The sequence below is a fragment of the Klebsiella terrigena genome (assembly GCF_012029655.1).
Classification (GTDB): Bacteria; Pseudomonadota; Gammaproteobacteria; order Enterobacterales; family Enterobacteriaceae; genus Klebsiella; species Klebsiella terrigena.
Window position 1 is genome coordinate 861,570 of sequence record NZ_CP050508.1, and the last position, 12,986, is coordinate 874,555.

Consider the following 12,986-nt stretch of genomic DNA (forward strand, 5'->3'; position numbering starts at 1 on the left):
TCGCGTGAAACAACAGACACAACTGCGCCGCCGTGAGGCGGTCGATGGCGCGGAGCTTCCCGCCGACCTTTCGCCGCTGCTGCAGCGGCTCTACGCGAGCCGCGGCGTACGCAGCGCGCAGGAGCTGGAGCGCGGCGTCAAGGGCATGCTGCCGTGGGCGCAGCTCAACGGCATCGACAAAGCCGTGGAGATGCTCTACGACGCCTTCCAGCAGGATTTGCATATTGTCATCGTCGGTGATTTTGACGCCGATGGTGCCACCAGCACTGCCCTGAGCGTGCTGGCGCTGCGCGCGCTGGGCTACGGCAACGTCTCTTATCTGGTACCGAACCGCTTTGAAGATGGCTACGGCCTGAGCCCGGAAGTGGTCGATCAGGCCCACGCCCGCGGCGCGCAGATGATCATGACCGTCGATAACGGCATCTCCTCGCATAGCGGCGTCGATCGCGCGCACGATCTGGGGATCCCGGTAGTCGTCACCGATCACCACCTGCCGGGCGATACGCTGCCGGCGGCGGAGGCTATCGTCAACCCAAACCTGCGCGACTGCGGCTTCCCGTCAAAATCGCTGGCCGGCGTCGGGGTGGCGTTTTACCTGATGCTGGCGCTGCGCACCTTCCTGCGCGATAAAAACTGGTTTGAAACGCGCGGGATTGCCGCGCCTAACCTCGCTGAGCTGCTGGACCTGGTGGCGCTGGGAACGGTGGCCGACGTGGTGCCGCTGGATGCCAATAACCGCATCCTCACCTGGCAGGGGCTGAGCCGCATTCGGGCGGGCAAGTGCCGCCCGGGAATTAAAGCGCTGCTGGAGATTGCCAACCGCGACCCGCAGAAGCTGGCGGCCAGCGATCTCGGCTTTGCCCTTGGCCCGCGGCTGAACGCGGCGGGAAGGCTGGACGATATGTCGGTCGGCGTGGCGCTGCTGCTGTGCGATAACGCCGGCGAAGCGCGGGTGCTGGCCAACGAGCTGGATGCCCTGAACCAGACGCGCAAAGAGATAGAGCAGGGGATGCAGGCGGAAGCGCTCACCCTGTGCCAGCAGCTTGAACGCAGCAGCGAAGCGCTGCCGGGCGGGCTGGCAATGTATCACCCGCAGTGGCATCAGGGCGTGGTCGGCATTCTGGCCTCGCGAATTAAAGAGCGCTTTCACCGTCCGGTTATCGCCTTCGCGCCGACGGGAGATGGGCTGTTAAAAGGCTCCGGCCGCTCTATTCAGGGGCTGCACATGCGCGATGCGCTGGAGCGTCTCGACACGCTCAACCCGGGGCTGATCCTCAAGTTTGGCGGCCACGCGATGGCGGCAGGACTGTCGCTGGAGGAGGCCCGCTTCGAGGAGTTCCAGCAGCGCTTCGGCGAGCTGGTGACCGAGTGGCTGGATCCCGCGCTGCTGCAGGGGGAAGTGGTTTCCGACGGTCCGCTGGACGCCGGGGAGATGAGCATGGAGGTGGCGCAGATGCTGCGCGACGCCGGGCCGTGGGGGCAGATGTTCCCAGAGCCGCTGTTCGACGGCCGCTTTCGCCTGCTGCAGCAGCGTCTGGTGGGCGAGCGGCACCTCAAGGTGATGGTCGAGCCGGTTGGCGGCGGGCCGCTGCTGGACGGGATCGCCTTTAACGTCGATACCTCGATTTGGCCGGATAACGGCGTGCGCGAAGTGACCCTCGCCTATAAGCTCGATATCAACGAGTTTCGCGGCAACCGCAGCCTGCAGCTTATCATTGACCATCTTTGGCCGGTGTGACGAAAAAACCGACAACAAAGAGGCCGCCTGAGGGCTGAAGTGGCTATAAAAGAGAGCGGGGATCCGGTACAATTCCGCTCTTATCACCGCATTTTGACCAATCCATTAAAAGAAAATCGATCATGTTTGAAATAAATCCGGTAAAAAACCGTATTCAGGACCTCACGGAGCGCTCCGACGTTCTCAGGGGGTATCTTTGACTATGATGCCAAGAAAGAGCGTCTGGAAGAAGTAAACGCCGAGCTGGAACAGCCGGACGTGTGGAACGAGCCCGAGCGCGCACAGGCGCTGGGCAAAGAGCGTTCTTCACTGGAAGCCATCGTTGACACCCTCGATCAGATGTCCCAGGGTCTGGAAGACGTTTCCGGCCTGCTGGAGCTGGCCGTTGAAGCCGAAGACGAAGAGACCTTCAACGAAGCCGTCGCCGAGCTGGATGTGCTCGACGAGAAGCTGGCTCAGCTTGAATTCCGCCGCATGTTCTCCGGTGAGTACGACAGCGCCGATTGCTACCTCGATATTCAGGCCGGCTCCGGCGGCACCGAAGCGCAGGACTGGGCCAGCATGCTGACGCGCATGTATCTGCGCTGGGCCGAAGCGCGCGGCTTTAAGACCGAAATTATTGAAGAGTCTGAAGGTGAAGTGGCGGGCATCAAGTCCGTGACCATCAAGATTATCGGCGATTACGCCTACGGCTGGCTGCGTACCGAAACCGGCGTCCATCGCCTGGTGCGTAAGAGCCCGTTCGACTCCGGCGGCCGTCGTCATACCTCCTTCAGCTCCGCGTTCGTTTACCCGGAAGTCGATGACGATATCGACATCGAGATCAACCCGGCGGACCTGCGTATTGACGTTTACCGTGCCTCCGGCGCGGGCGGTCAGCACGTTAACCGTACCGAATCCGCAGTGCGTATTACCCACATTCCAAGCGGGTTAGTGACGCAGTGCCAGAACGACCGTTCGCAGCACAAAAACAAAGACCAGGCCATGAAGCAGATGAAAGCCAAGCTTTATGAACTGGAGATGCAGAAGAAAAATGCCGAGAAACAGGCGATGGAAGATACCAAATCAGACATCGGCTGGGGCAGCCAGATCCGTTCTTACGTGCTGGATGATTCCCGCATTAAAGATCTGCGCACCGGGGTGGAAACCCGCAACACTCAGGCGGTGCTTGATGGCAGCCTGGATCAATTTATCGAAGCAAGTCTGAAAGCAGGGTTATGAGGAACCAACATGTCTGAACAACAAGCACAGGGCGCTGACGCGGCAATTGACCTTAATAATGAACTGAAAAGCCGTCGTGAAAAGCTGGCTGCGCTGCGCGAGCAGGGTATCCCGTTCCCGAACGATTTCCGTCGTGACCATACCTCTGACCAACTGCACGCTGACTTCGATGCGAAAGAAAACGAAGAGCTGGAAGCGCTGAACGTTGAAGTCTCCGTGGCTGGCCGCATGATGACCCGTCGTATCATGGGTAAAGCCTCATTCGTCACCCTGCAGGACGTCGGCGGCCGCATTCAGCTGTACGTTGCGCGTGACGATCTGCCGGAAGGCGTCTACAACGAGCAGTTCAAGAAGTGGGACCTCGGCGATATCCTCGCGGCGCGCGGCAAGCTGTTCAAAACCAAAACCGGCGAGCTATCTATTCACTGCACCGAGCTGCGTCTGTTGACCAAAGCCCTGCGCCCGCTGCCGGACAAATTCCACGGCCTGCAGGATCAGGAAGCGCGCTATCGCCAGCGTTACCTGGATCTGATCTCCAACGATGAATCCCGCAACACCTTTAAAGTGCGCTCGCAGATCCTGGCCGGCATTCGCCAGTTCATGGTCGGTCGCGGCTTTATGGAAGTTGAAACCCCGATGATGCAGGTGATCCCAGGCGGCGCGTCAGCTCGTCCGTTCATCACCCATCACAACGCGCTGGATCTGGACATGTACCTGCGTATCGCGCCGGAACTGTACCTCAAGCGTCTGGTTGTCGGCGGCTTCGAGCGCGTGTTCGAGATCAACCGTAACTTCCGTAACGAAGGCATCTCCGTACGCCACAACCCAGAGTTCACCATGATGGAACTCTATATGGCGTATGCGGACTATAAGGACCTGATCGAGCTGACCGAATCCCTGTTCCGCACCCTGGCGCAGGATATTCTCGGCAACACCGCGGTGCCTTATGGCGATCAGACCTTTGACTTCGGCAAGCCGTTTGAAAAGCTGACCATGCGTGAGGCTATTAAGAAATACCGTCCGGAAACCGAGATGGCGGATCTCGATAACTTCGACTCTGCGAAAGCGATTGCTGCCGCCGTCGGCGTCAAGGTTGAGAAGAGCTGGGGTCTGGGCCGCGTTGTGACCGAAATCTTTGAAGAAGTGGCGGAAGCGCACCTGATTCAGCCGACCTTCATCACCGAGTACCCGGCTGAGGTTTCTCCGCTGGCGCGTCGTAACGACGACAACCCGGAAATCACCGATCGCTTTGAGTTCTTTATTGGCGGACGTGAAATCGGTAACGGTTTCAGCGAGCTGAACGATGCTGAAGACCAGGCGCAGCGTTTCCTTGACCAGGTGAACGCTAAGGCCGCCGGCGACGACGAAGCGATGTTCTACGACGAAGACTACGTGACCGCGCTGGAGCACGGCCTGCCGCCGACCGCTGGCCTGGGCATTGGTATCGACCGTATGGTGATGCTGTTTACCAACAGCCACACCATCCGCGACGTGATCCTGTTCCCGGCGATGCGCCCGGTTAAATAAGACCGACTACGACCACCGCGAACGACAAAACCCCGGCCTGCGTGCCGGGGTTTTTTTATGGGTGCTGCCGGTAGCCTGTGCAATGGCCGCTTGAGGAGGCGCTTACGTACGGTAGGGCGGCCGTCAGCGCAGTGACGCGGCGTAGTCTTGCAGCGCCGCACCCGCATCCGTGGCCTCCAGCACCATCCACGGGCTGAAGGCCCACGGCGTTATTGCCAGCGCGTTGAGCAGGTCCTGCAACGGGCACCATTGATAGTCCATGACCTCATCGCTATTCGGCCGCAGCGGGCCGGTGACGCGCGCTGCGTATACCGGGCAGACTTCGTTTTCGACGATGCCGTTGGGGGCCACGGCCCGGTAGCGGAACTGCGGCGCGACCGGCGCGATAGCGGTGATTTCGGCGCCGAGCTCAAAGCGGCTGCGCCGCGTGACGGCCTGCTCGAAGGTTTCGCCCTCCTGAGGGTGTCCGCAGACCGAATTTGTCCAGACTCCCGGCCAGGCTTTCTTCTCCAGCGAGCGCCGGGTGACCAGCAGCTGGCCTCGTGCGTCAAACAGCCAGCAGGAAAACGCGAGGTGCAATGGGGTATCGAAGGTGTGGGCGGCATACTTTTCCAGCATGCCGGCAGGCTTATCCTGCTCGTCCAGCAAAATGACGTGTTCCCCGGTCATAACGACTCCTGAAAATAATAAATGACCCGGTACAAACCCGCCGGGCCATGTACTCAGGCCGTTAGGGTAGACCATTCGCGGACGAAAGGCATTACCAAAACAAGCCCAGGAGCCTGGCGGACAGCGGCAGGGCGCGATATTGGCGGCTGTCAGCGGGGTGTTTAATCCTTAAGGATAAGAGGCGTATCGATTGGGGATCCGGCTATGGGCTGGTATGATATTCGTCCCTTCTGACGAGGTGAAAGTTTGTGTTGAGTGCAGGACGCCTGATGAGAAAACGCTTTTATATCACGATGATGTTGGTTAGCAGCCTGGTGATTGCCGGATGCTCCAGTTCATCTGATTCTGGTTCCGCCTATACCGTTAAACGCGGTGATACGCTGTACCGTATTTCCCGCACCACCGGCACCAGCGTCAAAGATCTGGCCCGGCTGAATAATCTTTCGCCGCCCTATACCATCGAAGTGGGACAGCGTCTGAAACTGAACAGCGCCTCGGGGACGAGCGGCGGAAAGAGCGCGAAGAAAAGCAGCGCGACCCGCACCGCAGCGGCTAAGCCGCCGGCCGCTCTGCCGCAGGTGTCGTGGCCGCCGGTGGGGCAGCGCTGCTGGCGCTGGCCGGCCAGCGGTAAGGTGATACTGCCTTATTCCTCAAACGATGGCGGCAATAAGGGCATTGATATCGCCGGTACGCGCGGCCAGCCGGTGTATGCGGCCGGAGCAGGGAAGGTGGTGTACGTCGGCAGCCAGCTGCGCGGCTACGGTAATCTGATCATGATTAAGCACAGCGATGATTACATCAGCGCCTACGCGCACAACGATAAAATGATGGTCAATAACGGCCAGAGCGTGAAGATAGGCCAGCAGATCGCCACGATGGGCAGCACCGATGCTGACTCCGTGCGCCTGCACTTCCAGATACGCTACCGGGCCACGGCCATCGATCCGCAGCGCTATTTACCGCCGCAGGGCAGTAAGCCTAAGTGCTAACGGGTTATTTTATCAGCAGTTAGCATGGTTCAGTCTTGTCAGACGGTGCGTAAGGTCTATAATGACCCTCGCACCTCTTTGCGGGCGTAGTTCAATGGTAGAACGAGAGCTTCCCAAGCTCTATACGAGGGTTCGATTCCCTTCGCCCGCTCCAGATTTTCCCCCTTGTGGCAAAACCTCAATAAAACTCATCTTTCTTTCAACAAGTTACCTTAGATAAGTTGTCGCGATCGTTCTACCAATGAACGGCGAAGTACCAACACAAGAAAATCGCTACGCCCCGCTTGTCGCTGTATCACCAATGAGGCTTTATGGCTTCTATTGCCTAAAAATCAGAAGTTTCGTGGAAGAAAGCTTCCCCCTCTCAGATTGCGTAGGAGTACGATAAATAAGCAAGCCAATAGAAAGTATAGGGTTACTGATGGATACAGTTGAACAGCTAAATGGAACGTACTTCTACAAAGGGATCGATAACATTTCAGCGGGTGAATTGTTCTTTTGGCTCTTTCTGGACAAGACAAACGAGCAGTTTGGAGGGGTTACAGACCTTCTGGCATTGAGTTGCATCATACTGGGGTTACCACTGTTAAAGACAAGGGGCAAACCTTATGGGGCGACTCAAGGAACCTCTATAGCCTCTAAATACTTACGCCAGTATCTTAACGTTGAATTACCGATCAGACTTCCCACATTGACAGAAGCCAGCATAGCAACGCTTAAACCAAAGTACGTAACTAATTTAGGAGCTTTCGTAGGTCGTGGCTTTCCTGTAATCGGTTGGGTGATTCTTGCAAGTGATGTTAGTCAGATCGTTTATAAAACTGTTCGAGACTATAACACCATTGCTCATGAGAAAGATCGCATATGGTAACGGATCAGGAAGTATTAGAGTTTTTCCGTAATGAGCTGCCTGTGTTGGGTACTTTCTCAGGAAAACTAATATCGTTGGAACTGGACGACGTATTGCAAGATTATGCTGCTGATGATGATTTAATTTGCTGTATTGATAAATACGATGAAGTATTTCAAGTTGATGTATCAGTAATGAATTACGAAAAATATTATCCGTGGTTTCATACGTGGTTCTTTAGAAAATGGTTCACTGATAAACCAGTAAAACAAATATCAAAACCTCTTACTGTAAGAATGTTTGCAGAATCGGCTAAAGCCGGGAAATGGTTGTACGACTAATTGCAAGGAGCTTAATAAATGGCTGTACCTGTTCACCTAATTTTAAAAGATGATGGCGGATCGCAGATTATGGGATCTTGTGATGTTCACGGAAGGGATGGAAGTATAGAGCTACGCAGCTTGCAACATGGCGTAGTTATTCCTACAGATCCCCATACTGGTAAAGTTACTGGTTCCCGTCAACACTGCTCTTTTAATTTCACCAAAGAGATCGATAGTTCATCACCTTACCTGTTTAAAGCCGTTGCAACAGGCCAGACGCTTAAAAGTGCTGAATTTCAGTTCTACAGAATAAACTACAATGGACAGGAGGAAATTTACTACACGATCGCTTTGGAAAATGTGAAAGTGGTTAGCCATAGCCCGCTGATGCACGACACCCGCAACGTAACAGGTACAGGACACATGGAAGATGTTTCTCTGAGTTATGAGAAAATCACTCATCTCTATAAAGACGGTAATATTCTTCACTCTGACGCGTGGAACGAGAAGAAACAAGCCTAACCACGCGTGTACTTAATCGACAATGGCGAATAAACGAGCGGATGTCCGCGGCGGCTCAAAATCTGGCGACGCTCAAAATGTCTGGCGAAGACGATGACCTACGATTGTACCCGCAGCCCGTCTACGCTTTCCGGCGGCAGGTTTATCACTGTTTTCAAGCTGGTTTCAATGCTGTAAATGATCTCTTCGCGTGGGCCGTTGCGCCAGTCAGCGCTGGCGTAAAAAGAATCGAGAACCGTAGCCATGCTTTCAGGATTATCAAAGGCGCGCATCAGGTAGTAGCAATCCGGGTCATGTAGCGAGTTGCCAAATGACACGACATCGATCCCGTGTCGTTGGTGTAGGGGAACGCTGATGTCCTGCATGATGGCGTGAAAAGTGGCTCCGGTGCCTTTGCGTAGGATGTACTGCAGTATCTCGACGGTTTTCAAAGCGTTATCTCCGTTTCGCCTCTGAGCGGTTCCTGGCTAATAGCAATAAAGTAAACCGGACCGGGCCACGAAGCTACTACTAATCAGACCGTCATTCGTAAGCAGAAGCAGCAAGACCCCTCAGACGCGCTGGGAAGCTCTCTGGCGAGTTTTAACTTTATCACGCAGCTTTAACTTTGGAGGCTGTTTGCCTCATTAACGTTAACTTCACCCCTCTTGCGATCCCCATACCAGCGCCATACCTTCGCTCTCCGGGCGCACCAGCTTAAAGCCGAATTTTTGATACAGCTCAGGGACGTCGGCCACCAGGCTCACGTAGGCGCCCACTGGCGCATGCTGCTCGAGCCAGGCCATCAGGTGCTCCATGATTTTTCGCCCCAGCCCTTTTCCCTGATGCGCCGGATCGACGGCAATATCGACGATCTCGAAGTTAAGCGCGCCGTCGCCAACGATGCGCCCCATGCCGACAATCAGCCCGGAATACTCCACGTACACGCCGTGGCAGCTGCGGGGAAGCGCGCGCTTAGCCGCCTCAAGAGGCCGGGGCGTTAAACCGGAGATGACGCGCAGGCGACAAAAATCGTTTGCCGGAGGAACGGTTTCCACAAAGGTGTAGGTTGCTAACATGTATCGATCTCAGAAGTGGGCGTTACCCTGTTTACCATCAACCACGCGTTCGCTCAATCGCTACGCGTCGCCAGCAAACTACCGATCCGCCTGCAAAAAAAGAGATGAATAAAAACGGGGCCAGGCGCGTTTACCGGTTATCGATACTGAGGATAACCCACTATGACGCGCATTGTTTCCGCCATTGCCTTCGGGCTGCTGATCGGCCCGGCGCCGCTGTACGCGATGCCGGTTAGCTACGGCATCAGCACCCCCGACACCGCGATCGGGCTCTCATGGCAGGCTTTCGGCGGCACCTCGCAGGCGCATCTTGCCGGCGTAACGGGAGAATTTACGCTGGATATGGCTAATGACATGGACGATCGCCTGAGCGTCAACATCCCGGTCGCCACCCTTACGGCTTCCAATAGCCTGCTGACCTGGCAAATGAAGGGCCGTCTCTTTTTCGACGCCGATCGCTACCCGGCGATCCGCTTTACCAGCAGCCGCGTGGTGGCGCTGGGAGGCGGACGCTTTCGAGTTTTTGGCTACCTCGGCGTAAAAAATATCCTGCGTCCGGTCATTCTCGAGGCGATCCTCGAAGCGCCGACGGGCAGTTCCGTTGGCCGGGAGGTGCTTTCGCTGCATGCGACGACCGCCATCTCACGCTCGGCCTTTAATATGGACAGCCTGGCGGCGCTGGTGGGCGATACCGTTACCATCGATATCGCCATCGAGGCTAAAGTCCGGCATCGGGCATAGCTCCCCGCGCGCTCTTTGCGTGGGGGCGTTATCTAACCGTCAGGGATTAGCGGCCGGCGCGTCCGGGCAGCACGCTATCGCGAAGCCGATACAGGCGTTTGCCTCCTGCTGCGCGGCAGGAGATTGCTGCCGTTCGACGACGGCGCAAAATCAAGAGCCCTGTTTATCCTCCTTTCCCGCTGTAGATGCTGCCAACCCTACATTTACCCTGGTTTTAATCACGCGGTTCCGCCGCCGCTGGCTATCCATTTATGCTGAATGGATATTCATTAACGTTATGTTTATAAACAATAAAATTGTTAAAATACTCAAGATGTCAATGTCAACAGTATTCACGTCTCGACCAACTTAAAATCTATAAAAGTAGACGTTTGTCGACTTTTCATCTAAAAAGTCTGGGTAAGGGGCTAGACAAAACCACCATCCGGTTATCAAATGGTTAAATAATATTAAATTTTAAGTAAATGATTGGCCAAATGAAAAAATGGCCAACGCGCTTTCCGCGATTTACAAGCGCTTCGGCGCACCTTATTGGGAGAAGTTATGCATTCCTCTGTTAATAAAAACGAAAGTCGGACCTTCTTTGGTCACCCCTATCCGCTAGGGTCGCTGTTTTTTACCGAAATGTGGGAGCGATTCTCTTTTTACGGCATTCGCCCGCTTTTAATCCTGTTTATGGCCGCCACCGTCTATGACGGCGGAATGGGGCTGGCGCGCGAAAACGCGTCGGCGATCGTCGGCATCTTCGCCGGCAGCATGTACCTCGCGGCGCTGCCGGGCGGCTGGCTGGCGGATAACTGGCTGGGTCAGCAAAAGGCCGTCTGGTACGGCTCGATTCTGATTGCGCTCGGCCATCTGTCGATTGCCCTCTCTGCCTGGATGGGCGACACCCTGTTTTTTATCGGGCTGATGTTTATCGTGCTCGGTTCCGGCCTGTTTAAGACCTGTATCTCGGTGATGGTCGGCACGCTGTATAAGAAGGGCGACGCGCGCCGCGACGGCGGATTCTCGTTGTTCTACATGGGCATCAATATGGGCTCGTTTATTGCCCCGCTGATCTCCGGCTGGCTTATCAAATCCCACGGCTGGCACTGGGGCTTTGGCATCGGCGGTATCGGGATGCTGGTGGCGCTGGTTATCTTCCGCCTGTTCGCCGTTCCGGCCATGAAGCGCTACGACAGCGAAGTGGGTCTCGACTCCACCTGGAACAGCCCGGTGGCGAAGAAAAACGGCGTCGGCGCCTGGCTGCTGGCGCTGGCGGTCGGTGTTGCGGCGGTGATTGTTCTGATTGCTCAGGGCGTTATCGTGATTAACCCCGTGGCGGTCGCCAGCACGCTGGTGTACGTCATTGCGGCGTCGGTGGCGCTGTACTTTATCTATCTGTTCGCCTTTGCCGGCCTGAGCCGCAAAGAGCGCGCTCGCCTGCTGGTGTGCTTTATCCTGCTGGTCTCTGCCGCCTTCTTCTGGTCGGCCTTCGAGCAGAAGCCGACCTCGTTTAACCTGTTTGCCAACGACTACACCAACCGCACCATCGGCAGCTTCGAGATCCCGGCGGTATGGTTCCAGTCGATTAACGCCCTGTTTATCATTCTGCTGGCACCGGTATTCAGCTGGGCATGGCCGGCGATGGCGCGTAAAAACGTCCGCCTGAGCAGCATTACCAAGTTCGTTATCGGTATTCTCTGCGCCGCCGGCGGCTTCGGTCTGATGATGCTGGCCGCCGAGAACGTGCTGAGCAGCGGCGGAGCGGGCGTATCGCCGCTGTGGCTGGTGGGCAGTATTCTGATGCTGACGCTGGGCGAGCTGTGCCTGAGCCCGATTGGTCTGGCGACCATGACCCTGCTGGCGCCGGAAAGAATGCGCGGTCAGATGATGGGGCTGTGGTTCTGCGCCAGCGCGCTGGGTAATCTGGCCGCCGGCCTGATTGGCGGTCACGTCAAGGCCGACCAGCTGGATATGCTGCCGGATCTCTTCGCCCGCTGCTCGATTGCGCTGCTGATCTGCGCCGCCGTACTCTGCGTGCTGATCGTTCCTGTGCGCCGGATGCTGCAAAATGCCCAGAGCAAAACCGCCCAGGAGCCGGCGGCGAACGCCTGACGCTAAAAAGAACCGATACTCTGTAAGCCGGCGCGTGATGCGCCGGTTTTTTTTCGCCCATACTCTGCCGACGGGCTTATGCCTCCCGCCACGTGCAGCGGTAAATGAGCATCATGGCAAAGGCGTACAGCACCACCACCGACCGCCAGATAGCCCCGGGGCGATAATAAATCCTGCGCCGAAGTTAGCGTTGAACATGTAGGCAATGCGCCAGCCGTTGAGTACGATGCTGGCAATCAGCTGCGCCAGCGGATCGTGGGCGTGCAGACTGAAGGAGAGGGTGAGCCGAACCGCGCGGTGAACGCGGCCCGGCGTCAGGATTTAGCGGTAGACGATGCCGCCGTCGATGAGGATCGACTGACCGGTAACGTAGTCAGAGTCTGGGCCAGCGAGATAGGAGACCAGGCTTGCCACGTCGTCCGGGGTTTCGGCACGGCCCAGCGCGATGCCTTCCACGTATTTCTTGTAGGTTTCACCTACCGGCGTGCCGGTAATCTCGGAGAAACGCTTGTCGATCTCGGTCCACATGCCGGTACCGACAATCCCCGGACAGTAGGCGTTTACCGTGATGCCACGGCTGGCGTACTCTTTGGCCGCCGCCTGGGTCAGCGCGCGGACGGCAAATTTGGTGGCGGAGTAGATCCCCAGCAGGGCGAACCCATCGTGCCCGGCAATGGAGCAGGCGTTGATGATTTTACCTTTCTGCTGACGGTCGATGAATTTTTTCGCCGCGGCCTGAATGCCCCACAGGGTACCCTGGACGTTGATGCGCATGATGCGATCGACCTCTTCCGGGGTCACGTCGGCCAGCGCCTGCACCTGAGCAATCCCGGCGTTGTTCACAATAATATCGAAGCCGCCCAGCTGCTTCTCCGCTTCGTCAATCGCGGCGTAAACCTGATCGCGGTCGGCGATATTGGCGACGAAGGTAGCCGCCTTGCGGCCCAGGGCCTCAACCTCAGCGGCGACGGCGGCAATCCCTTCCGGGTTGACGTCGACGAGCATCAGCGATGCGCCATCTTTAGCCAGACGTAAAGCAATCCCGCGGCCAATGCCCTGACCTGCGCCGGTGACCAACGCCACTTTATTTTCGATAGCCATTCTGTACTCACCTTGAGCTAATTAATAAACGACGGCTGCCCGATGCGTTGTGGACCCGGTGCGGGAAGGGCGCAGCGGGCCAGAGGAGCATCAGCGGCAGAGAATGTCACTACTCTATAGCGGCGGATAAACGTGGCCTACCCCCCAGCC

At 56.8% G+C, this 12,986-nt stretch carries 13 protein-coding genes and 1 tRNA gene; 10 read left to right on the forward strand and 4 right to left on the reverse strand.

Going from position 1 to position 12,986, the window contains the following annotated elements; all coding sequences use genetic code 11:
• Positions 1-4: 4 nt before the first annotated feature.
• From recJ to lysS, 3 genes are all read left to right on the forward strand, one after another.
• Complete coding sequence (gene recJ / locus HCK03_RS04200; protein ID WP_041147140.1) at positions 5-1,738, forward strand: single-stranded-DNA-specific exonuclease RecJ; 1,734 nt, start codon at positions 5-7, stop codon at positions 1,736-1,738.
• A gap of 122 nt (positions 1,739-1,860) precedes the next feature.
• A protein-coding gene (gene prfB, locus HCK03_RS04205; protein ID WP_115191916.1) for a peptide chain release factor 2 occupies positions 1,861-2,959 on the forward strand; the annotation gives its coding sequence in 2 pieces (ribosomal slippage) (positions 1,861-1,935 and positions 1,937-2,959; 1,098 coding nt in all).
• 9 nt (positions 2,960-2,968) lie between these two features.
• A complete protein-coding gene (gene lysS, locus HCK03_RS04210) occupies positions 2,969-4,486 on the forward strand; it encodes a lysine--tRNA ligase (RefSeq protein WP_041147139.1) in 1,518 nt (505 codons plus the stop codon).
• Between the two features lie 123 nt (positions 4,487-4,609).
• Here the strand turns inward: lysS and idi are convergent, their stop codons facing one another.
• Positions 4,610-5,155 (reverse strand): isopentenyl-diphosphate Delta-isomerase, encoded by a 546-nt coding sequence (gene idi, locus HCK03_RS04215; protein WP_041147138.1) that lies wholly within the window; start codon positions 5,153-5,155, stop codon positions 4,610-4,612.
• A 269-nt stretch (positions 5,156-5,424) separates the two neighbouring features.
• Between idi and actS the strand changes: the two genes are divergently transcribed.
• The 5 genes from actS (at position 5,425) to HCK03_RS04240 (ending at position 7,839) form a co-directional block, all read left to right on the forward strand.
• Positions 5,425-6,144, forward strand: coding sequence for an amidase activator ActS (gene actS / locus HCK03_RS04220; protein ID WP_041147137.1), 720 nt, complete (start codon positions 5,425-5,427; stop codon positions 6,142-6,144).
• Positions 6,145-6,224: 80 nt separating this feature from the next.
• Positions 6,225-6,298, forward strand: a tRNA-Gly gene (locus HCK03_RS04225).
• Between the two features lie 267 nt (positions 6,299-6,565).
• Entirely contained in the window at positions 6,566-7,015 is a 450-nt protein-coding gene (locus HCK03_RS04230) for an STM2901 family protein (protein ID WP_115191919.1), read from the forward strand.
• Complete coding sequence (locus HCK03_RS04235; protein ID WP_167691178.1) at positions 7,009-7,335, forward strand: DUF1493 family protein; 327 nt, start codon at positions 7,009-7,011, stop codon at positions 7,333-7,335. Before HCK03_RS04230 ends, HCK03_RS04235 begins: the two co-directional genes overlap by 7 nt.
• Before the next feature lie 18 nt (positions 7,336-7,353).
• Positions 7,354-7,839 (forward strand): Hcp family type VI secretion system effector, encoded by a 486-nt coding sequence (locus HCK03_RS04240; RefSeq protein ID WP_041147134.1) that lies wholly within the window; start codon positions 7,354-7,356, stop codon positions 7,837-7,839.
• Positions 7,840-7,937: 98 nt separating this feature from the next.
• On the opposite strand, the gene HCK03_RS04245 is transcribed toward HCK03_RS04240, so the two are convergent.
• On the reverse strand, positions 7,938-8,270 hold the full coding sequence (locus tag HCK03_RS04245; RefSeq protein ID WP_115191922.1) for an NIPSNAP family protein: 333 nt from the start codon (positions 8,268-8,270) through the stop codon (positions 7,938-7,940).
• A gap of 207 nt (positions 8,271-8,477) precedes the next feature.
• On the reverse strand, positions 8,478-8,897 hold the full coding sequence (locus HCK03_RS04250; RefSeq protein ID WP_167691179.1) for a GNAT family N-acetyltransferase: 420 nt from the start codon (positions 8,895-8,897) through the stop codon (positions 8,478-8,480).
• Positions 8,898-9,059: 162 nt separating this feature from the next.
• On the opposite strand from HCK03_RS04250, the gene HCK03_RS04255 reads away from it, so the two are divergent.
• Complete coding sequence (locus tag HCK03_RS04255) at positions 9,060-9,638, forward strand: YceI family protein (protein ID WP_115191929.1); 579 nt, start codon at positions 9,060-9,062, stop codon at positions 9,636-9,638.
• Positions 9,639-10,181: 543 nt separating this feature from the next.
• The gene (locus HCK03_RS04260) at positions 10,182-11,735 is read left to right on the forward strand and encodes a peptide MFS transporter (RefSeq protein ID WP_123552010.1); all 1,554 of its coding nucleotides are present in this window, start codon (positions 10,182-10,184) and stop codon (positions 11,733-11,735) included.
• 321 nt (positions 11,736-12,056) lie between these two features.
• Here the strand turns inward: HCK03_RS04260 and HCK03_RS04265 are convergent, their stop codons facing one another.
• Positions 12,057-12,836 (reverse strand): acetoin reductase, encoded by a 780-nt coding sequence (locus HCK03_RS04265; RefSeq protein WP_134527671.1) that lies wholly within the window; start codon positions 12,834-12,836, stop codon positions 12,057-12,059.
• Between the last annotated feature and the right edge of the window lie 150 nt (positions 12,837-12,986).